The sequence below is a fragment of the Streptomyces liliifuscus genome (assembly GCF_016598615.1).
In the GTDB taxonomy this organism is placed as follows: Bacteria; Actinomycetota; Actinomycetes; order Streptomycetales; family Streptomycetaceae; genus Streptomyces; species Streptomyces liliifuscus.
In genome coordinates, this window is record NZ_CP066831.1 from 8,467,966 (window position 1) to 8,488,061 (window position 20,096).

General features: G+C 71.3%; 17 protein-coding genes. 7 read left to right on the forward strand and 10 right to left on the reverse strand.

The annotated features are described in order from the left end of the window. Positions 1-20 precede the first annotated feature (20 nt). From JEQ17_RS36540 to JEQ17_RS36555, 4 genes are all read right to left on the reverse strand, one after another. Entirely contained in the window at positions 21-1,721 is a 1,701-nt protein-coding gene (locus JEQ17_RS36540) for a serine/threonine-protein kinase (RefSeq protein WP_200399243.1), read from the reverse strand. Between the two features lie 44 nt (positions 1,722-1,765). Continuing rightward, positions 1,766-3,463 (reverse strand): urease accessory protein UreH domain-containing protein, encoded by a 1,698-nt coding sequence (locus tag JEQ17_RS36545; RefSeq protein WP_200401905.1) that lies wholly within the window; start codon positions 3,461-3,463, stop codon positions 1,766-1,768. Between the two features lie 44 nt (positions 3,464-3,507). After that, entirely contained in the window at positions 3,508-4,956 is a 1,449-nt protein-coding gene (locus tag JEQ17_RS36550) for a tetratricopeptide repeat protein (protein ID WP_200399244.1), read from the reverse strand. Positions 4,957-5,061: 105 nt separating this feature from the next. Then, positions 5,062-6,603 (reverse strand): DUF4331 domain-containing protein, encoded by a 1,542-nt coding sequence (locus tag JEQ17_RS36555; RefSeq protein WP_200399245.1) that lies wholly within the window; start codon positions 6,601-6,603, stop codon positions 5,062-5,064. A gap of 269 nt (positions 6,604-6,872) precedes the next feature. Between JEQ17_RS36555 and JEQ17_RS36560 the strand changes: the two genes are divergently transcribed. From JEQ17_RS36560 to JEQ17_RS36570, 3 genes are all read left to right on the forward strand, one after another. Next, positions 6,873-7,415, forward strand: coding sequence for a sigma-70 family RNA polymerase sigma factor (locus JEQ17_RS36560; RefSeq protein WP_055616860.1), 543 nt, complete (start codon positions 6,873-6,875; stop codon positions 7,413-7,415). Continuing rightward, positions 7,412-8,212: an anti-sigma factor gene (locus tag JEQ17_RS36565; RefSeq protein ID WP_200399246.1), complete on the forward strand. Its 801-nt coding sequence runs from the start codon at positions 7,412-7,414 to the stop codon at positions 8,210-8,212. Before JEQ17_RS36560 ends, JEQ17_RS36565 begins: the two co-directional genes overlap by 4 nt. 115 nt (positions 8,213-8,327) lie before the next feature. Next, positions 8,328-8,597: a hypothetical protein gene (locus tag JEQ17_RS36570; RefSeq protein ID WP_200399247.1), complete on the forward strand. Its 270-nt coding sequence runs from the start codon at positions 8,328-8,330 to the stop codon at positions 8,595-8,597. 56 nt (positions 8,598-8,653) lie between these two features. Here the strand turns inward: JEQ17_RS36570 and JEQ17_RS36575 are convergent, their stop codons facing one another. The 3 genes from JEQ17_RS36575 to JEQ17_RS36585 all read right to left on the reverse strand — a co-directional run bounded on the left by JEQ17_RS36575 (position 8,654) and on the right by JEQ17_RS36585 (position 11,683). After that, positions 8,654-9,862 carry a CaiB/BaiF CoA transferase family protein gene (locus JEQ17_RS36575; RefSeq protein ID WP_407700112.1) on the reverse strand — a complete coding sequence of 403 codons (1,209 nt, stop codon included), beginning with the start codon at positions 9,860-9,862 and terminating at the stop codon, positions 8,654-8,656. 61 nt (positions 9,863-9,923) lie between these two features. After that, positions 9,924-10,706 (reverse strand): ABC transporter permease, encoded by a 783-nt coding sequence (locus tag JEQ17_RS36580; RefSeq protein WP_200399249.1) that lies wholly within the window; start codon positions 10,704-10,706, stop codon positions 9,924-9,926. Continuing rightward, entirely contained in the window at positions 10,703-11,683 is a 981-nt protein-coding gene (locus JEQ17_RS36585; RefSeq protein WP_200399250.1) for an ATP-binding cassette domain-containing protein, read from the reverse strand. The genes JEQ17_RS36580 and JEQ17_RS36585 overlap by 4 nt, the downstream gene beginning before the upstream one ends. Positions 11,684-11,767: 84 nt before the next feature. Between JEQ17_RS36585 and JEQ17_RS36590 the strand changes: the two genes are divergently transcribed. Next, complete coding sequence (locus tag JEQ17_RS36590) at positions 11,768-12,481, forward strand: TetR/AcrR family transcriptional regulator (protein ID WP_200401906.1); 714 nt, start codon at positions 11,768-11,770, stop codon at positions 12,479-12,481. Between the two features lie 207 nt (positions 12,482-12,688). On the opposite strand, the gene JEQ17_RS36595 is transcribed toward JEQ17_RS36590, so the two are convergent. The 3 genes from JEQ17_RS36595 to hmgA all read right to left on the reverse strand — a co-directional run bounded on the left by JEQ17_RS36595 (position 12,689) and on the right by hmgA (position 16,110). After that, the gene (locus tag JEQ17_RS36595) at positions 12,689-13,888 is read right to left on the reverse strand and encodes a type ISP restriction/modification enzyme (RefSeq protein WP_200401907.1); all 1,200 of its coding nucleotides are present in this window, start codon (positions 13,886-13,888) and stop codon (positions 12,689-12,691) included. Between the two features lie 41 nt (positions 13,889-13,929). Beyond that, positions 13,930-14,679, reverse strand: coding sequence for a GntR family transcriptional regulator (locus JEQ17_RS36600; protein ID WP_200399251.1), 750 nt, complete (start codon positions 14,677-14,679; stop codon positions 13,930-13,932). Between the two features lie 63 nt (positions 14,680-14,742). Then, the gene (gene hmgA / locus JEQ17_RS36605) at positions 14,743-16,110 is read right to left on the reverse strand and encodes a homogentisate 1,2-dioxygenase (protein WP_200399252.1); all 1,368 of its coding nucleotides are present in this window, start codon (positions 16,108-16,110) and stop codon (positions 14,743-14,745) included. 179 nt (positions 16,111-16,289) lie between these two features. Here hmgA and JEQ17_RS36610 point away from each other — a divergent pair, with 179 nt between their 5' ends. The 3 genes from JEQ17_RS36610 (at position 16,290) to JEQ17_RS36620 (ending at position 20,007) form a co-directional block, all read left to right on the forward strand. Next, the gene (locus tag JEQ17_RS36610) at positions 16,290-16,865 is read left to right on the forward strand and encodes a hypothetical protein (RefSeq protein WP_200399253.1); all 576 of its coding nucleotides are present in this window, start codon (positions 16,290-16,292) and stop codon (positions 16,863-16,865) included. A 64-nt stretch (positions 16,866-16,929) separates the two neighbouring features. Further along, on the forward strand, positions 16,930-17,550 hold the full coding sequence (locus JEQ17_RS36615) for a TetR/AcrR family transcriptional regulator (RefSeq protein WP_200399254.1): 621 nt from the start codon (positions 16,930-16,932) through the stop codon (positions 17,548-17,550). A gap of 201 nt (positions 17,551-17,751) precedes the next feature. Then, on the forward strand, positions 17,752-20,007 hold the full coding sequence (locus JEQ17_RS36620) for a molybdopterin oxidoreductase family protein (RefSeq protein ID WP_200399255.1): 2,256 nt from the start codon (positions 17,752-17,754) through the stop codon (positions 20,005-20,007). The last annotated feature ends 89 nt before the right edge of the window (positions 20,008-20,096 follow it).

Genomic DNA, 20,096 nt, shown 5'->3' on the forward strand with positions numbered 1-20,096 from the left:
GCCTGATCGCCTCGGACCGACTACTGCCGAGGCCTGATCGCTCCGTTCGGCGCGAGCGCCTGCGGATTCTCGGAGGAGGAGGCCCCGCCCGTCGGGGCCTCCGTCTCGCACGTCACCGAGAAGGGCACCTGTTCCGACTTCGCCTCCGTGGGACTGCGGACCTCCACACCGATCTTGTTCTCGTACGTCCCCGACGCGTCGTACGTCGTCACGATGACCGTGTTCTGCTTGGTCTTCCCGCCGCTCGCGGGGAACGACAGGGTCTTCCAGCCCGGGTCGGACACCTGGCCCGTCTCCGTCACCCAGCGGTACTCCACGTTCGCCGGCACGACCGTCACCGTGAACGTCGCCGTGAAGGTAGGGGCCTCGGCGTCGGGCGGCGGGCAGGCGCCGGTGTAGTCGGTGTGCGAGCCCGAGACCGTGACCTTCACGGACTGGGTGGGCGGCTTGGTGGTCTGGCCGCCGCCGGTCGTCGAACCGCCGTCGCTGCCGTTCGAGCCGGAGCTCTCCGTGGTCGAGCCGCCGTCCGTGCCGCCCCCACTGCTTCCGTTGCTCCCGCCGTTGTCACCGCCGCCCGTCGAGCCGCCGGTGCTCGACCCGCTGTTGGTGGTGTCGTCCCCGCCGCCTCCGTCGTCCCGGTTGACCAGGGCGTACGTCAGTCCCCCGAGCGCGACCGCCAGCGCGACCAGACCCGCGATCACCACGACCGTCGCGCGCCGCGGATGGGCGGGCCCCGTGGTGGTGGTCGTCGCGGACGGCGCCTGCTGCGGCGAATGGGCGGGCTGTGTGTAGGCGGACGGTGCGTACGCGGGAGTGGGGGTCGGCGGGGTCGGGGCGGGCTGCGGCAGTGCCGCGATCGTCGGCGCGTAGGCGGCGCTGCCCGTATGAGGGGTGCCGCCCGCCGCGACGAGCCGGAGATCCCGTTCGGCGTCCCCGGCCGACATGCGGTCCGCCGGGTCCTTGCGCAGCAGACCCTCGATCACCGGGGTGAGCGGGCCCGCGCGCTGCGGCGCCGGCAACTCCTCGTCGACGACCGCCCGCAGCGTGCTCAGCGGGGTGTTCTGGCGGAACGGCGAGTTGCCCTCGACCGCCGCGTAGAGAAGCACACCGAGCGACCACAGATCGGACTCGGGTCCCGGCGTACGCCCCAACGCCCGCTCCGGGGCGAGGAATTCGGGCGAACCGATGACCTCGCCGGTCATGGTGAGCGCCGAACTGCCCTCCACCGTCGCGATCCCGAAGTCGGTGAGGACCACACGGTCGTCGTTCGACATCAGTACGTTGCCGGGCTTCACGTCCCGGTGCAGGACCCCCGCCTCGTGCGCGGCCCGCAGCGCGGCGAGCACCTCAGCGCCGATGTGCGCGGTGCGCTGCGGCGACAACGGGCCCTCGGCGTCCAGCAGATCGGAGAGCGCGATCCCGCGGATCAGCTCCATCACGATCCACGGGCGCCCGTCCTCCATCGCCACGTCGTAGACCGTCACCACATTGCGGTTGGCGACCCGGGCGGCCGCCCACGCCTCGCGTTCCAGCCGCGCGTACATCCGCTCGACGTCCGGGCCCGGCAGCCCGCCCGGGGCGCGCACCTCCTTGACGGCGACCTCGCGGTGCAGGACCTCGTCGCGGGCGCGCCACACCGTCCCCATCCCGCCCTCGCCCAGCGGCGAGAGCAGACGGTAGCGCCCCGCGATCACTCGTTCACTACCAGGTTCCTCAGACACGGGCGCCCCCCATTAGCATCCGCACGATTCTGAACAAAAGTAGCTCAACCGAGTACGGTTGCCGCCCCCCTGAACACCAATCCAGCCCCAAGGGCCACCACGACGAACGCGGATCCGATCGGTACGGTCCGCCGGAGCAGGGCCGCGGTCCGGCCGCCCGACCACCGGGCGCCGTTCTCGATCGCCTTCGCGACCCGGCTGCCGATCTTGACCACGGCGAACCCGGCCGCCGTGAGCGTGAGCGCGAGCCCCGTCCCGAAGGCGAGCACGAGCAGCAGCCCGAACCAGGCCTTGCCGAGCGCGGCGGCACCGACGAGCACGACGACCGCGGAGGGACTCGGTACGAGCCCGCCGGCGAAGCCGAGAAGAAGGGTGTCCTTGAGCTTGAGAGAGGGGGAGTGGGAGTGCGAATGGGGGTGCGGGTGGGAGTGGTGGCCGTGACCGTGGTCGTGGGGGGCGTCATGGCCGTGGGCGTGGGAGTCGCCGTGGTCGTGTGTGTGGGACGGGCCGTGATCGTGGTCGTGCGTCTGCTTCTCACCGTGTGTGTGGTCGTCCCCGTGTGTGTGGACGCCCTTGCGGCCGTCCTCGTGCCCTTGTGCATGCGCGAGAACAAGCTCGCGATCATGACTGTGGGCGTGAACGTGCCCATGACTGTGGCTGTGGCCATGACTGTGTCCATGGCCGTGCGAGTGGCTGTGCCCGTGTCCCCGCTGCCGCCAGGCCCGGCGTACGAGGGTCGCGCCGGCCAGCATGACGATGACGCCGCTCGCCACGCCCAGCCAGGCGATCACCGAGGGCGCGGCGGCCGAGCCCGCGGTCACCAGGATGCCGAGGGCGACCACGCCCAGCGTGTGGGTGACGGTCACGGAGATGGCGAGCGGCATCACGTCGCGCATCGTGGCGTTGCCGCGGGCCGCGGCCGTGGCGGCCATGATCGTCTTGCCGTGGCCGGGCGCCAGGGCGTGCATCGCGCCGAGCAGCACGGCGATGCCCAGCGCGAGCGCGGCGAAGCCGAGGGTCAGATCCTGGCGGGACACCAGATCGTCCAGCGCGCGGGTGAACCGGTCGGCGCCGCGCGGCAGGATGGAGGACCCGGGCGCGTCGGAGTTCTCCTCGACGAGCGCGGGACCGCCGGGGCGGACGCGCAGCGAGGCCGTCGCGGTGTCCGCGGGGGACGACAGCAACTCCGCCGGGTACTTGGTCAGTTCGCGCGAGATGGACTTCGTGGGTACGTCCGAGGCGGTGAGGGTCATCCGGTCGCCGCGTGCCGTGACCTCGCGCCAGCCGGGGCCGTCGTCCACGGAGGCGTGGAAGCGCACGGACACGTTCTTCTCGGCCTGCTCCGGCAGCGGGGCCGTCCAACGGCACTCCACCCGAAGGGTGTTGAGCCCCGCCTGTCCGGGACGTACCCGGGCGAGGCTCTTGCCGACGGTCAGCGCGACCGTCTCCCCGGCGACGGTCACCCGGCTCTTGCCGGCCGCCGTCTCGCACCGTTCCCGGGCCCAACTCTCCATGCCCGCCTTGTCGATGGCGGGCTTGGCCTGGGTCGCCGGGATCTCCGCGAGGTCCTCCACATGGTCGACCCGCAGTTTCTCGGGGCCGACGACGAGCCCGTCGTACCGGTTGACGGTGAAGTTGCCGAGCGGATGCGCCGACGCGGTCCCGGAGGGGACCAGCACGAGCGCGCAGGCGGCCACCAGGACGGCGGCACCGGACGCGAACGCGCGGCGGCGGACGGACACTTGCCGGGCCGGCCGGACGCGGAGGCCGCGCGCGGGGACGGTACTCACTTGGCACCGCCCAGCGCGGTCAGGGTCTTCTTGGCCAGCTTCGCGCCCACCGGCGAGAAGCCCGGGTTGAGCTTCAGTGCCGCGGACAGGCTGCTGCGGGCCTCCTTCTTGTTGCCGGTGGCCTGTTCGATCATGCCGCGGTGGTAGAGGAACGTCGCGTCGCGGTAGCCGGTGGCCGTGGCGCGCCGGGCGTAGGGGAGGGCCTCCTCGTCGCGGCCGTTGACGTGCAGCGCCCAGGCGAGCGCGTCCGCGGTGTGGACGGTCTCCCGGCGCTCCCACTCGGCGCGGGCGGCGCGCAGGGCGGCCTTGCGGTCACCGTGGTCCGCCGCCGCGAGGGCCGTGTCGAGGTCGGCGTTGACGCCGTTCGCCCGGGCCAGCGCGGTCCAGGCGTTCACCAGGGCGTACTGGGCCCGGGCCTTCGCCTTGTCCTCCTCGCCCCCGCGGGCCTCGTACAGCTCGCCGAGCACGACCAGCGGGCCGGGCAGCGGGAAGCGGGCCACGACGTCCTCCATGCCGGCGATCGCGGCCTTGCCGTCGCCGTTCGCAGCCTGCGCCCTGGCACGGCCCTCCAGCGCCGGGAGGTACACCTTGTCGGCCCGCAGGGCCTGCTCGTAGTACGTCAGCGCCGCCTTGTACTCGCCCTCGCGCCAGGAGAGCTGGCCGAGCGCCGTCGCCACGTACGCGATGTCGCCGGGGGCGGAGGCACTGGAGAGCGCCTGCTTTAGGACGCGCCGCGTCGTGGTGACGTCGCCGCGCAGCTCCCGCACGTAGGCGTAGCGGGTGAAGACCGGGATGCCGGGGCGGCGCTCGTCGGCCTGGTCGGCGGCCTTGGAGGCCTCCTTGTAGCGGCCGAGTTCGACGAGGGCGTCGATACGGGTCGACAGCGCCCGCTCGTTGTACGCGTTCTCGTCCAGCGCCTTGTCCGCGTACCGCAGCGCGGCGGGGAAGTCGTGCCGGGCCGCGGCCAGAGCCGAACGGCCCGCGAGCGCCGGGTCGTTGTCCGGCTTCAGCTTCAGCGACCGCTCCAGTGCGCGCTCCGCCTGCGGGTAGCGGGACGGGTCGCCGTTCGTGCGTGCCTGCTCGATGTAGGCGACGCCGAGCGTCGACCAGCCGCCGTAGTCCTTGGGCTGTGCCTTGAGGTGGGTCTGCAGTGCGGAGATGCTGGAGGCGAGGCTGCCGGTGGCCAGCAGTTCGGGGGCGACACCGGGCGCGGACGCCACCGTACGCACGCCGTTGTCGTCCTTGTTGCCCAGCACCACGGCCCCCGCGGTCATCGCGACGGCAATGGCGACCGCGCACGCGCCGAGCCGCAGCATCCGAGCCCGCGGGGACTCCGGACGCTCCTTCGGCCGGTCGGTCCGGTCGGGCCTGTCCTCGCCCTCGGGCGGCGGGGTCACGTCCGCGCGATCCTTCTCCTGCGCGTCCTCGTTCGTACCCGGGGCCATGCCCTCTCCTCAATCTCCTTGATGGAAGCGGTGGTTCGGGGTGAGCGGCGCGGCCCGCGCGCCGTGGGGACGGAAACGCGCGGGCCGCGCCAGTCGGAGTGCGGGTCAGTAGGCCCGGCGGCGGCTGCGCCACCACAGGAGACCCGTGCCGATGAGCAGGAACCCGGCCGCGCCGGACGCCGCCGAGACGGCGATCAGCGTGGTGTCGTCCATACCGGCCACACCGCTCGTGGTGCCCGCGGGCTGCAGGGCGTCACCGAGCTGGTTGCGGACGTCGTTCGTGCCCGTCGTGCCCTTGGCGAGCGGACCGCGCGAACCGGAGGTCGGCAGCGCGACATAGGGGAACGCCTTCTCGAACTTCTGGTCGTTCTTGTCGACCGCGTCACCCAGGTCGTTCTTGGCACCGACGAGTTCGCCCTCGACGACCTGCAGCGCGATGTCCAGCACGTCGTCGCCGAGGCGGCGTCCGTTCGGGAAGCCCGCGTTGTCGCCGTCCAGCACGCCGAGCCGCTTCTCCTTGGCCGCCGGCTTGATCGAGGTGTTCAGGCGCAGCATCTCCGAAGCACGCACGTGCGGGGGCTGGTTGAGGCCCTCGACACCCTTCAGGAAGACGTCGACCAGGTCGTTCCTGGGCTCCTTCGGAGCCGGGATCTTGTAGATCGCCTCGATGAGCTTGGGCAGTTCGGGGTTGGTGACGTTCTCCAGGAAGTCGCCGTCGTTCCAGGGCGAGGACGCGTTGAACTTGTCCTTGTCCTTGATCGGGTTGACGACCTCGTTCACCAGCGGCATACCGAGGCGCGAGACCTGCCGGTACTCACCGCTCGCGCTCTTGCGCTGCGTCGTCGACCAGACGCCGATGATCGGCTGGTCGGCCGACTCCTGGATCATGTCCGTCGGCAGCTGCAGGGCAACGGAGTTGACGTTGTATTCCTTGAGCGTGTCGTTGCCGACCTCGGACAGGTTCCCGCCGTACAGCAGGTCGAAGACGCGCAGGTCCAGGAAGAACGGGTCGTCCGCCTGACCGGCGAACGTCTTCGCCCCGCCCGGGAGTTCGTGCACTGCCTGCTCGCGGAGCTTGGCGTAGTCCGGCATGGACGCCTGGCCGACGTTGGACGGCGCGACCGGCACGTCGTCCGCGTACGTCGACTTCTTGACCACGCGCTGGTCCTTGAGCTGCAGCAGCTCGATGTCGTAGGTCTGCGTGATGTTGAGGTCCGGGTCGTCGAGGCTCTCGACCGGTCCCGTGTTGTACAGGAAGGTCTTGTCGTTCTTGACGTGCGTCTTGAACGTGTAGCGGAAGACGAAGTCGCCCTGCGCGTCACCGTCGTTGTCGATGTGCAGGTCGTACTGGGCGTCCTCGGCGAACGTGAAGAAGTTCGGCCCGCCCGCCGGTTCCTCGAACGGGATCCAGTTCGCGACGAGCGTCGTGGTGTCCGGATGGTCGGGGCTGACGAACGCGTACACGTCCGTGTTGTCGAACTGCGGCTGCCCAGAGATGAGCGGAGCCTCGCGGTGGCTGGACGCGCTCGCCGTCCCCGGTCCGAGCGCGGTCACGCCGACGGCCGCGAGCCCGCCGGTGGCCAACGCACCGCAGACAAGGGTCGCAAGGCTCCTACGTCCCACGAACCCGCTGGTGAAAGGTGTCATGCCGTCCGTCCTCTGTCCCAAAGCTGTGTCCCGGCGGTGATGTCCGCGAGGGGCGCCCCCGGTCTGGTTGCGACTGGTCGGCTCCCGCTCTCGTTCCGCGTCGGTTGGTGTTGCCTGATGCACGCCATTCGGAGCGGGTGCTCGGAAGGATTGGTTCGGGATTCACCCGCGTTTTCAGGCAGTTGATCCGTAACCCCATCCGAAGGCGTTCCGGCGCCGAATACGTGAGGATGAGACGGGCCGTTCAATGGCCGGAGAGGGGGAAACGAGTGGAGGCGGACGAACTTCTGGTGCTCGTGGCCGGAGGAGACCAGAAGGCCTTCGAGGATTTGTACGGTCTGGTGTCCGGACCGGTGTTCGGGCTGGTACGCCGCGTGGTGCGGGATCCGGCCCAGTCGGAGGAGGTGGCCCAGGAGGTGCTCCTCGAACTCTGGAGGTCCGCCGGACGCTACGACCCGGGCCGCGGCAGCGCACTGTCCTGGGTCCTCACCCTCGCGCACCGCAGGGCGGTCGACCGGGTCCGCAGTGCCCGCGCCGCCGGGGAGCGCGAACTGCGCATGGCCCGGCGCTCGAACGGCCCCGCCTTCGACCAGGTCGCCGAAGAGGTCGAGGCCGGCCTCGAACGAGAATGGGTGCGCCGCTGTCTGGACCGGCTCACCGCCCTCCAACGACAGTCCGTCACCCTCGCCTACTACGACGGCTACACGTACCGTGAAGTGGCCGAACGGCTCTCCCTGCCGCTCGGCACGGTCAAGACGCGCATGCGCGACGGACTCACGCGGCTGCGCGACTGCCTGGGAGGTGTCGCATGACCAGCCTCTTCCGGCGGAGTGATCTGCACTCCCTGGCCGCCCCCTACGCCCTGGACGCCCTGGAACCCCATGAGCACAAGCGTTTCGAGAAACACCTGAGGCGCTGCGACAGCTGCGCCGCCGAGGTGCGCGCGCTGCGCGAGGACGCGGTCCGCCTCGCCTGGTCCACAGCGGCCCCGGCGCCGGCCGCGATGCGCGACCGGGTCCTCATGGCCGTACGGACGACCCCTCAGGAGCCCGCCGCCTTCGCCCAACCGCCGGCCCGGTCGATCACGGACCGGTACGAGGAGCGGTCGCCGTCGCGTGCCCGTCGTTCGGGCTTCTCGCCGTTCCTCGTCCCGCTCGCGTCCACCACGGCGGCCGCCGCCCTCGTCGTCGCCGCGCTCTTCGGCATGCAGGCGGCCCGCACCCAGGACCAGCTCGCCCAGGAGCGCGCCCAGGCACGTGAGATCGCACACGTTCTCGCCGCGCCGGACGCCCGCGCGAGCGCCGGACGCGACGCGAACGGACAGGGCATGAGCGTCGTCGCGTCCGCCTCGCAGCGCACCGCGGTAGTGACCGGGGCAGGTCTGGGTACACCTTCCAACGGAAGGGTTCACCAACTGTGGCTCATGCGACCGGAGGAGAAACCGCGTTCCCTGGGGCTCCTGGACGGCGACACGCCCTTGATTGCCACCGGGCTGAATACGAATGCGACATCACTGGCTGTCACCGTCGAGCCGTCGGGCGGTTCAGCACAGCCAACAACCGCACCGGTTGTCCAACTCGCCCTGGAATCAGTTGGATTCGGAGAGTAACCGTCAACACCCTTACCGGAAAGGTGAATCCCGCGCCCGGGATACACGGGTGTGATGAGGGAGCGATAGGGTTAACCTGCCCGGGCCGGGTGCCCTCGTATGGGTGGGGAGTGACATGGAACAGATAACAGTGCGTGGCAGGGCGCGAGTCCCTGCGATCACGTGTGGCAGCAGCGCGACCAGCTCGCGCCTCGACCGCCATCTCTCGGTGATGGGTGGCCCCGCCATCCCTCAGCGCGAGGCGGCCGAGGCGACGGACCTGATGCGCGAGCTCACCGCACGTGACACCGCGCACGACCGCACCGGCAGGGGCGCGCGAGTGAGGCGGGTCTCGCTCTTCGCACCGCTGCGCCGGCTGCGCCGTTCCCTGTTCGGCGGCCGCTGAGCAGCGGCCCCGGTCGCTGACAGTCGGCCGAATCCGAGCAGGACCCCGACCCGCGCTCAGGCGGCCACACCGTCCCGGCGCAGTGCTGCGATCTCATCGTCCGTCATCCCCACGGCACGCAGCAGCGCTCCGGTGTGTTCCCCGAGCGCGGGTACGGGCCCCATCCGCGCCGAGTCCCCGCCCGGCAGCGTGATCGGCGGCAACAACGCCCTCAGCGGCCCGACCGGCGAACCCACTTCCCGCCACCGGTCCCGCGCCACCAGCTGAGGATGCTCCGCCACCTCCCGTACGTCCCGCAGTCGCGCACACGCGATCCCGGCCGCCTCAAGACGCGCCACCGCCTCGTCGGTGACCAGCGCCACCAGCGCCTTGCCGACCAACTCGTCGGTGTGCTCCCGGTGTTCGACCCGCGCCGCGTTCGTCGCGTACGCCGGGTCGTGCGCCAACTCCGGCCGCCCAAGCACCTGTTCGGCCAGCCGCCGCCACTCCCGGTCGTTCTGCACCGACAGCAGCACCCGCCCGCCGTCCGCCGTCGGATAGGCGTCGTACGGGGCGATGACGGCGTGCGCGAGACCGGTGCGCGCCGGGGGAGTTCCGCCATGCATCGCATGGTGCAGCGGATGTCCCATCCACTCCGCCAGCGCCTCCAGCATCGACACCTCCACCGGCCCGCCGCGCCCTGTCGTGCCACGCCGCACCAGCGCCGCAAGCACCCCCGAGAACGCGTACATCGCCGCCGCGATGTCGGCCGCCGGGATCCCCGCCTTCACCGGCTGCTCGGCCGTCCCCGTCACGGACACCAGCCCCGCCTCGCACTGCACGAGCATGTCGTACGCGCGCTTGCCGGCGTACGGACCGAAGGCCCCGTAGCCCGAGATGTCCACGGCGATCAGCCGCGGGTCGGCCGCGCACAGCGTCGCCGCGTCCAGGCCGAGCCGCGCGGCCGCGCCCTGTGCGAGGTTCTGCACGAAGACGTCGGCGTCCGCGACGAGACGGCGTACGACGTCCAGGCCGCGCGGGTCCTTCAGATCGAGGGCGATGGACTCCTTGCCGCGGTTGCACCACACGAAGTGCGAGGCCAGACCGGCGGCCGCGGTGTCGTAGCCGCGCGCGAAGTCACCGCCGTCGATCCGCTCGACCTTCACGACCCGGGCTCCGAGATCGGCGAGCTGGCGGGTGGCGAAGGGGGCCGCGACGGCCTGTTCGACGGCGACGACGGTGATGCCCTCCAGGGGCAGGGGAAGCGGCTCCATGCGAGGGATCATGTCCCGCGCGCGAGGGCTTTGTCATGCAGGGGCCGGGCGGACGCGGCCCTTGGGCGAGCGGTCAGCGTCCGCCGTTCGCGTACCGGCGGACGGCGAGCGGCATGAACACCGCGATGAGGACCGCGCACCAGGCCAGTGACCCCGCGACGGGGTGCGTCACCGGCCAGGCGCCGTCCGTCGGCACCGGCGCGTTCCCGAACAGGTCGCGCAGGGCCGTGGTCACCGCGCTGATCGGGTTCCACTCGGCGATCGTGCGCAGCCAGGCGGGCAGATTGTCCGTCGGGATGTACGCGTTCGACAGCAGCGGCAGGATGAACGTCGCGCCGCCCAGCTGCCCGGCCGCCTCCTCGCTCTGCGAGGCCAGGCCCAGCAGGATCCCGATCCATGTGGTCGCGAACCGGAACAGCAGCAGCAGACCCACCGCGCCGGCCGCTTCGAGCGCGGAACTCTCCATCCGCCAGCCCACCGCGAGCCCCACCAGCAGCACCGGCACCGTGCCCACGGCGGTGACGACCAGGTCCCCGGCCGCCTGCCCGAGCGGTACGGCGGCCCGGCTGATCGGCAGCGTGCGGAAGCGGTCCATCACGCCCCGGTGCGAGTCCTGGGCGGCCTGGAACATCCCGGTCATGATCCCGTTGGCCGCCGTCGCGACCAGCAGCCCCGGCACCAGGAAGGCCCGGTACTCCTCGCCGGGCATCGCGAGCGCGCTGCCGAAGACATAGCCGAAGAACAGCAGCATCGTGATCGGCATGGTCTGGGTGAGGATCAGCAGCCCCATGTTGTGCCGGATCCGCCGCAGCTGACGGCCCAGCATCGCGCCGCTGTCGTACGCCAACGCACTCATGTCACAAGCTCCTTGCTGTCGGTGCGGTCACCGGTCAGGGCTTCGGCCGAGCCGTCGGTCAGGCGGAGGAAGACGTCGTCGAGCGTCGGCGGGCGCAGGCTCACGTCGAGCAACGGCACACCCGCCGCGTCGAGTTCGCGCACCAGGCGGGGGAGGGTGAGCGTCGGGTCGGTGGTGACCGCGCCGACGGCACGCCGCTCCTCGTCGAAGTCGGGCCGCGATCCCGTCAGTTGGTCAAGGACGGCCGCCGCGCCGGCCATGGCGTCCGCGTGGGCGACCACCGCTTCCGCGTACGAGCCGATGAGCGCCTTCAGTTCGGCCGGAGTACCCGAGTGTGCGACCCTGCCGCGGTCCACGAGGGCGATGTCGTCGGCGAGTTGGTCGGCCTCCTCCAGATACTGCGTGGTCAGCAGGACCGTCGTGCCCTCCGCCTTCAGCGCGCGCACGGTCTCCCAGATCTGGTTGCGGCTGTGCGGGTCCAGGCCCGTCGTCGGCTCGTCCAGGAACAGCACGGCGGGCCGGGTGATCAGGCTCGCTGCCAGGTCGAGGCGGCGCCGCATGCCGCCGGAGTAGGTGGACGCGGCGCGGTCCGCCGCGTCGCCGAGTTCGAAGCGGTCGAGGAGTGCGTCGGCACGGGCCGCCGCCTTCGGGATGCGGCGCAGCTTCGCGAACAGCCGCAGGTTCTCCCGCCCCGTGAGGTCGCCGTCGACCGACGCGTACTGCCCGGTGACGCCGATCGCGCGGCGCACGGCGTCCGGCTCCCGGACGAGGTCGTGCCCCGCGACACGCGCGGACCCCGCGTCGGGCCGCAGCAGCGTGGTGAGCAGCCGCACCGCCGTCGTCTTGCCCGCGCCGTTCGGCCCGAGCAGACCGCAGACCGTGCCCTCCGCCACGGCCAGGTCCAGCCCGCGCAGCGCCCGGACTTCCTTGAAGCTCTTCTCCAGACCCTCACTAAGTACAGCGTACGTAGTAGTCATGGTGCGACCATACCTCACTACGTACGCTGTACGTAACTAGGATGGGGACGACAGGATCCACCGATGGCAGGACTGACGACACCGATGGCAGGACGCGCCGACGTACCCGAAGTGATCTGGGCCCGACCCGAGCGCACGGGGCGCGGGCCGCGGCCCGCGTTCACCCGGGCGGACATCGCGGCCGCCGCGGTGCGGATCGCGGACGCGCAGGGGCTGGACGCCGTCTCGATGCGGCATGTCGCGGCCGAGCTGGGCTGCGGCACGATGTCGCTCTACAACTACGTGCCGCGCAAGGAGGACCTGTACGAGCTGATGGTCGACGCCGTCAGCGGGGAACACGAGTTGTGGGAGCCGGCGGGGGACTGGCGCGCCGACATGCTCCGGGTCGCCCATGAGACCCGGGCGCTCATGCTCCGGCATCCGTGGCTGCCGGCCCTGATGTCGCCGGTGTACGGGTTCAGCCCCAATGCCCTGCGGTATCTGGAGCACTGTCTGACGTGCCTGGACTCCTTCGAGGGCACGTACGGCACGAAGTTCGAGCTGATCGCGATGCTCAACGGGGTGGTGACCACGTACGTGGGGAACGAGCTGGCCACGGTTGAGCGGGTGCGGGCGTTGCCGTGGTCGGAGGAGCGGGAGCACGCTGTGCGTGGGGCTTATTTGGGTGCGCAGGTTGCCACCGGGGCTTATCCGCGGATGGCGGCGGCGTTCATGGAGGATGCGGGGCCGATTGATCTGGGGGCAGTGTTTCAGCGGGCGTTGGAGCGGGTGCTTGACGGGTTTGACCCGTCTCGCTGAGTGGGGCTGGGCGGGGTCTGACTGGGGTTGTGTTGGAGCTGCGGGCCGGTGGGGGCTGGTCGCGCAGTTCCCCGCGCCCCTGAAAGCCAAAAGATTGCGCCGTTCCCCGCGCCCCCAGACACAAGGACCGCTCCGTCCCCCGCGCCCCTGGAAGCTGCGCCGCTCTCCGTGCCCCCAGAAAAAGGGCCGCTCCGTTCCGCCGTGTTCTCAGATCAGTGCGACCTGGCCCTCTGGGCCCTCCTCGTGGTGGTCCAGGACTGATGCCGGTTTGCGGGACGGGGGTGGGGCCGGGAGTACGCCGGCCTCGTGGAGGGCGGTTGCCGTGATGGGGGTGTGCACCGTCAACTCGGCCTGCTGGGGGCGTAGTTCCGCCAGGAGGGACAGGATCGTGATGACTTCCAGGAGGTCGGAGGTCCAGGGCTGGGGCCAGGTGGTGGGGCGGATGGACTCCAGGGTGCCGGGGGCCGGCTGGGTGGTCCGGGTGGTGAACCACTGGTCCAGGACGCGGACGCCGCCGACCTCGAAGTCCCAGGCGGCCGGCGGCACGGGGGAGATACGGCCCTCGTCGAGGTGGAGGGTCTCCTCGTCGCGGTCGTAGCGGAGTTCGAGCGGACGGGACGGCAGTGGGGCCCGTACGTACGGGCGGCGGCCGCCGGGGAGCTTGGGGCGTTCGCCGTCGCGGCGCATCAGCCAGAGCATGCGATGGCCCAACTCGGTTCCTCGCGCCCAGAGTTCGGGGTCGGAGGTGAGTGGGACCGTGCATCCGCCGGGGCCCGGGCGGGCTACCGCGATCGTCCAGGCGAGGACGTCCAGGGGTGTGGGGGAGTGGCCCAGGCGCTCGGTCAGAAGGTCCAACAGGCCCGGCGCCAGGTTGGGTTCGTTGCCTCCGGGGCGCCGGTACAGGGGGCGGATCCGGCCCGGCCGTGCGGTGGGCACGGTCTTCGACTGCGGGAGGACCACTGGAAGCGTCGACGTGACCAGGAGGGGCGGCCCGTCGGGTGCCGGGGTCTGCTCGACGGCGAAGATCTGTCGCTCGTCGGTCACGCGCCACAACTCCGGCCGCGCCGCGTCGATCAGCCGGTGGTCGGGGATCAGCCACTGTTCGTCGAACGGCCCGTGGAGGACCCGTACCGGCTCCGCGCAGGGGCCCGACGCGCGGGCCAGTCGGACCGTTCCGGAGGACTGGCCCGGCAGTTGACCCACCGCCGAGTGAAGGGTCCGTGCGCGTGTGACGCCGAACAACGCCTCGCGGTCGGGCCCTTCGGCCTTCACGAAGGCGTCCCACCGTGCTTTGAGGGACGCCGCGTCGGGCGCCGTCGGCCACCCGCGGCCCAGCCGGGGCGGTGCGACGGCCCACGGCATGAGGTCCGCGAGCAGCGGAGCGTCGTCGTGCGTCACGCTCGGCATCGTACGACGTGGGCCGTCGAAGGCGACTTGGTCCCGCATGCTCAGTGGGCGTCGAGGGTGACGGTGAAGGAGAAGCGGTCGCCGCGGTACTGGATGCGGGCCACGTCGAGCGCCCGGCCGTCCTCGCCGTGCACGACGCCCGTGTAGTGCAGGATCGGGCTCAGCAGCGGGACCTGCAGCAGCCGCGCGGTCTCCGGGTCCGCGAGCCGCGCCTCCACGGTGTCGGTGATCTGGCTGATCCTCGCCCCCGCGACATCCCGCAGCACCTTGGTCATGGGCCAGCGGACCAGGTCCTCGGGGTCGATCAGGGCCGCCAGTTCGGGCCGTACGTAGTTGCGGGCGTGGTTGGTCGGCTCCCCGGTCTTCTCGTCGCTGCGCAGCCGGTGGTAGGTCGCGATCTCCGTCAGGTCCGGGAAGTACTCGGAGAGCTCCGCGGACACGGGCTCGGTGCCGTGGTCAAGGAGCCGGGTCGTCATGCCCGACTGCTGGGCCACGATCGCGTCCACCGAGCCGAGCAGCCGGACCGGGGCGCCCCGTGCGGCGCTCGGCTCGATGAACGTGCCGCGCCTGCGATGGCGGGTGATCAGCCCCTCGTCCTCCAACTCCTTGAGCGCCTGCCGCATGGTCAGCACGCTCACCCCGTAGTGCTCCGCCAGCTGTTCCTCGGTGGGCAGCCGCAGCGGATCCTGCGCGGACCGCCCGAGTATCGAGGCGCGCAGGGACTGCGACACCTGATACCAGAGCGGCAGCTTGCGGTTCAGGACGATCGAGTCCGGGGCGAAGGAGGTCACGAGGGTATCCGTACCGGTCGCGGGCGCTGGGTGCAACGGGCGGTCACGATCGGTCCCGGCCGGTCATGGGCGCCGCTCCGGCCGGAAGTGCCGCTGGAGGCCCCGCCACACGTCGTCGTACGCGCGTTGCAGATGGTCGGCCTCGGCGGCCTGCGCGGTGGCGGTGACCGGCCAGCGCGTCTCGAACATGAAGGCCAGACCGTCGTCGATCTTCTGTGGCCGCAGCTCGGCGGCGCTCGCCCGGTCGAACGTCTCCCGGTCGGGACCGTGCGCCGACATCATGTTGTGCAGCGAGCCGCCCCCCGGCACGAACCCCTCCGCCTTGGCGTCGTACGCGCCCTCGATGAGCCCCATGTACTCGCTCATCACGTTCCGGTGGAAGTACGGCGGCCGGAACGTGTCCTCGCCCACCAGCCAGCGCGGCGCGAAGACGACGAAGTCGACGCCCGCAAGGCCCGGGGTGTCGCTCGGGGAGGTGAGCACCGTGAAGATCGACGGGTCCGGGTGGTCGTAGCTGATGGTGCCGATCACATTGAACGCGCGCAGATCATAGGCGTACGGCACATGGTTGCCGTGCCAGGCGACGACATCCAGCGGGGAGTGGTCGTAGACGGCCGTCCAGAGGTTGCCGCAGAACTTGTTCACCACCTCCACCGGGCCCTCGACGTCCTCGTACGCGGCCACGGGCGCCCGGAAGTCGCGGGCGTTCGCCAGACCGTTGGCGCCGATCGGGCCGAGGTCGGGGAGCTGGAAGGGCGCCCCGTAGTTCTCGCACACATAGCCCCGGGCGGTTGGGTTCGTGCCGTCGTCGGACGCGGTGTCGAGCAGCTCCACACGGAAGCGCACCCCACGAGGAATCAGCGCCACATGTCCCGGCTCCACATGCAGCAGCCCGAACTCGGTGCGCAGCAGCAGCCCGCCGCGCTCCGGCACGATCAGCAGCTCCCCGTCGGCGTCGCTGAACACCCGCTCCATCGAGGCATTGGCGTGGTAGAGGTGCACGGCCATGCCGGTGCGCTGTGTCGCGTCGCCGTTGCCGCCGAGCGTCCACAGGCCCGCCAGGAAGTCGGTGCCCGGGGAGGGCTTGGGCAGCGGGTTCCAGCGCAGCCGGTTCGGGTCGGGCACCGTCTCCGTGAAGGGCGCCGTGCGGATGGCGCCGTTTCCGGTGCGGGTGAAGGCCGGGTGCGCGGCCGACGGGTGGATCCGGTACAGCCACGACCTGCGGTTCTGCGCTCTCGGCTCGGTGAACGCCGTACCGCTCAGCTGCTCCGCGTAGAGCCCGAGCGGGGCCCGCTGCGGAGAGTTGCGGCCGTGCGGCAGGGCACCCGGCACCGCCTCCGAACTGTGCTCGTTGCCGAACCCGGTGAGATACGTCAGCGCCTCGACGGTCTTCCGCAGTGTCTCGGCGGTGATCCGCCCGTCCCCGCTCATGATCGCTCCCTCGTTCCTGATTCCTATGCATCACCGTAGGATTCGCGAAATCCGTGCGCAAGAGGGAGATGCCCGTGCCTGCGGGGGCGACCGCGCGATCGCGCCAAGACCGCTGGAGTACCCGAGAACCAGACTTCAGAGGGATCCGCTTGTCAGAGCGGTGCTCTAATCTCCCCGGCATGTCGTGGACGCGCGTATTCCTCACCGCGCTCGCGGCCTGTGCCCTGTTCGGCGCTCTGCTCGTCGGAGCGACGGGCTGCGGGTCCGACGAAGCGCGCGAGGGCGATGGCGTGAAGCCGTCGCCGGTGGGCAAGGTGCTGGAGGACACGGACGAGGAAGGGCGGCACTACCGTGAGATCGACAAGAAGGACGCACCGAAGGTCGCGATCGAGATACAGCCCGACGGCGACAGCGACGGCTGGGACGTGCGCCTGACCGTCCACGACTTCCGCTTCTCGCCGGCCGGTGCCGGGAAGACGGCCGAACCCGGCCGCGGGCACGCCCTCCTCCGCCTCGACGGCCGCCCCCTGTCCTTCCTGCGCGGCCCCACCCACCACATCGCCGGCAGTCTCGTTCCGCGCGGCACCCACCAGGTCTCCGTGCGCCTGCACGCCGACGACGACACGGTGTGGGCCGTGGACGGCGAGCCCGTCGGCAGCACGGCGGACATCACCGTGTCCGATCCCGGGCCGACGGACACGGACACGGAGTCCGCGTCGGCGCCGGCGACGAGTGACCGGGGCGCGCACAAATGAGTGGCATGAGCACCGACATTCGTACCGAAGGGCAAGGTTCACCGGACCCCGGCGGAAAGGCATCATGAAGCCCGTGCCCCCTGCGACCTCGCTGCGCCGCGCGCCCGTTCAAAGGCGTAGCGCCGAAAGACTCACCCGAATCCTCGACGCCTGCGCCGATCTCCTCGACGAGGTCGGCTACGACGCCCTCAGCACCCGCGCGGTCGCCCTGCGCGCCGGCGTGCCCATAGGGTCCGTCTACCGCTTCTTCGGCAACAAGCGCGCCATGGCCGACGCGCTCGCCCAGCGCAACCTCGACGTCTTCACCGAGCGCGTGGCCCTCCGCCTCCAGGAGACCGCGGGCGTGGGCGGCTGGCGCGCGGCCATGGACGCGGTCCTCGACGAGTACCTCGCGATGAAACGCACCGCGCCCGGCTTCTCCCTCGTGGACTTCGGCAACCAGATACCCGTCGGCACCCGTGACGCCGAACCCAACACGCGCGTCGCCGACCGCCTCACCGACATGCTCTCCTCCGTCCTGAACCGCGAACCCGACCAGGACCTGCGCCGCACCTTCCTCATCGCCGTCGAGGCCGCCGACACCCTCGTCCAGCTCGCCTTCCGCCTCGACCCGGCCGGCGACGAACGGGTCATAGAGGAGACCCGGGAACTGCTGAGGGCGTATCTGGCACGGTCGCTCGACTGACGGAGAGGCCGGGCGACAACGTTGCCCGGCCCCACCCGGCCGGACTCCACCCCACTCGGCCCGTCCCCGCCCGGCGCGGACACCCGAACGGCGCGCGAATTTCCGACGTGACCCCCGCGACCCCTCCCCAGCGTCCATACCGGTCGGTATGCTCGGCCGGGTAAGCGCGTCACCGTTGCCGCCACCCCTCCGGGAGGACCCGTGTCCACCACCGCCGACTCCCGAACAGCTCTGCGTATCTGTCCCCTCTGCGAGGCGACCTGCGGGCTCACCCTCACCATCGAGGGGACCCGGGTGACGAGCGCGCGCGGGGACCGCGACGACGTGTTCAGTCAGGGGTTCATCTGCCCGAAGGGCGCCTCGTTCGGGGCGGCCGACGGCGACCCCGACCGGCTGCGGACCCCGCTGGTGCGCAAGGACGGCGAACTGCGCGAAGCCACCTGGGAAGAGGCCTTCGACGCCGTCGCGGCCGGACTGCGCCCGGTCGTCGAGCGGTACGGGCCGCACGCCGTGGGAGCCGTCCTCGGCAACCCGAACGTGCACACCATGGCCGGTGCCCTCTACCCGACCGTGCTGCTCGGGGGCCTCGGCACCCACAGTCTCTTCACCGCGTCCACGCTCGACCAGATGCCCAAGCACGTCTCCAGCGGACTGCTCTACGGCGACGCCAACGCGATCCCCGTGCCCGACCTCGACCGTACCGACCACCTGCTGCTCATCGGCGCCAACCCCCTCGAATCCAACGGCAGCCTGTGCACCGCCCCCGACTTCCCCGGCAAGCTCAAGGCCCTCAAGGCGCGCGGCGGCACCCTCACCGTCATCGACCCGCGCCGCACCCGCACCGCCAAGCTCGCCGACCGGCACGTGGCCATCCGCCCCGGCACCGACGCGCTGCTGCTCGCGGCCATGGCGTACGTCCTCTTCGAGGAGCGGCTCACCGACCTCGGCGAGCTCACCGAGCTGGTGCGGGGGACCGACGAACTCCGCGAGGCCATGAGGGACTTCACCCCGGAAGCCGCCGCCGAGGCCTGTGACGTCGACGCCGACACGATCCGCGCGCTCGCCCGTGAACTGGCCGCCGCGCCCACCGCCGCCGTATACGGCCGCATCGGCAGCTGCACCGTCCCGCACGGCACCCTGGCCAGCTGGCTGGTCGACATCCTGAACATCCTCACCGGCAACCTCGACCGACCCGGCGGCGCCCTCTTCCCGCAGGCCGCCACCGACCGGACACCCCGCCCCGCCGGGCCCGGCCACGGCTTCGCGCTCGGCCGCTGGCACAGCCGCGTGAGCCGTCACCCCGAGGCCAAGGGCGAACTGCCGATGGCCGCGCTCGCCGAGGAGATCGACACCGCGACCGCCGAGGGCGAGCCGATCCGTGCCCTCGTCGTCATCGCCGCCAACCCCGTCCTGTCCGCGCCCGACGGCGACCGCCTCGACAAGGCCCTCGGCTCGCTCGACTTCATGGTCAGCGTCGACCCCTACCTCAACGAGACCTCACGGCACGCCCACGTCGTACTGCCGCCGCCCCCGCCCTCCCAGAGCCCGCACCACGACTTCGCCTTCAACACCCTCGCCGTACGCAACCAGGTCCGCTACACCCGCGCCGCCGTCCCCCTGGAGCCCGGCCGAATGGCCGAGACGGAGATCCTCGCCCGGCTCGTCCTCGCCGCCACCGGCATGCACGGCGCCGACCCCTCAGCCGTCGACGACCTGGTCATCAGCCAGACCCTCGGCAAGGCCGTCAAGGAAACCCACTCCCCGGCGCACGGCCGCGACCCGCGTGAACTCGCCGCACGGCTCACCGGCGAGACCGGCCCAGAGCGACGCCTCGACATGATGCTGCGCCTCGGCCCGTACGGCGACGGATTCGGCGTACGCCCCGAAGGGCTGACCCTGGAGAAGCTGCTCGACCAGCCCCACGGCATCGACCTCGGACCGCTCCAGTCGCGCCTCCCGCAGCCCCTCAAGACCCGCAGCGGACTCGTGGAACTCCTCCCGGGGCCGCTCGCCGACGACCTCCCGCGTCTGCGGGACGCACTGCGCCGGCGCCCCGAGGGCCTCGTCCTCGTCGGCCGCCGTCACCTGCGCTCAAACAACAGCTGGATGCACAACATCCCCGCCCTCACCGGCGGCACCAACCGCTGCACCCTGCACATCCACCCCGACGACGCCGAACGCCTCGGCGTCACCGACGGGGCGCCGGTACGGGTGAAGGGCGCCGGGGGAGAGGTCGTCGCCCCCGCCGAGATCACCGACGCCGTACGACGCGGAGTCGTGAGCCTGCCGCACGGCTGGGGACACGACCGCCCCGGCACCCGGACGAACCACGCCGCCGAGGACCCCGGCGTCAACGTCAACCAGCTCCTCGACGGCAGCCTCCTCGACCCGCTGTCCGGCACAGCGGTGCTCAATGGCGTACCCATCGATATCGCGCCAACAGGCACAACGCCCTGACCTGGAGTTTTGCGCTTATTGCTCGCGTGTCAACATCTTGTTAAGCCTTGTGTGGCCGCCCTAACGTCACTCGAACCGCCGGCCCTGGT

Coding starts and splice junctions, on each gene's coding strand:
- JEQ17_RS36550 (WP_200399244.1), bottom strand. CDS start 4,956: ATGGCCCCGGGTACGAACGAGGACGCGCAGGAGAAGGATCGCGCGGAC.
- JEQ17_RS36555 (WP_200399245.1), bottom strand. CDS start 6,603: ATGACACCTTTCACCAGCGGGTTCGTGGGACGTAGGAGCCTTGCGACC.
- JEQ17_RS36565 (WP_200399246.1), top strand. CDS start 7,412: ATGACCAGCCTCTTCCGGCGGAGTGATCTGCACTCCCTGGCCGCCCCC.
- JEQ17_RS36570 (WP_200399247.1), top strand. CDS start 8,328: ATGGAACAGATAACAGTGCGTGGCAGGGCGCGAGTCCCTGCGATCACG.
- JEQ17_RS36575 (WP_407700112.1), bottom strand. CDS start 9,862: ATGATCCCTCGCATGGAGCCGCTTCCCCTGCCCCTGGAGGGCATCACC.
- JEQ17_RS36580 (WP_200399249.1), bottom strand. CDS start 10,706: ATGAGTGCGTTGGCGTACGACAGCGGCGCGATGCTGGGCCGTCAGCTG.
- JEQ17_RS36585 (WP_200399250.1), bottom strand. CDS start 11,683: ATGACTACTACGTACGCTGTACTTAGTGAGGGTCTGGAGAAGAGCTTC.
- JEQ17_RS36590 (WP_200401906.1), top strand. CDS start 11,768: ATGGCAGGACGCGCCGACGTACCCGAAGTGATCTGGGCCCGACCCGAG.
- JEQ17_RS36595 (WP_200401907.1), bottom strand. CDS start 13,888: ATGCCGAGCGTGACGCACGACGACGCTCCGCTGCTCGCGGACCTCATG.
- hmgA (WP_200399252.1), bottom strand. CDS start 16,110: ATGAGCGGGGACGGGCGGATCACCGCCGAGACACTGCGGAAGACCGTC.
- JEQ17_RS36610 (WP_200399253.1), top strand. CDS start 16,290: ATGTCGTGGACGCGCGTATTCCTCACCGCGCTCGCGGCCTGTGCCCTG.
- JEQ17_RS36615 (WP_200399254.1), top strand. CDS start 16,930: ATGAAGCCCGTGCCCCCTGCGACCTCGCTGCGCCGCGCGCCCGTTCAA.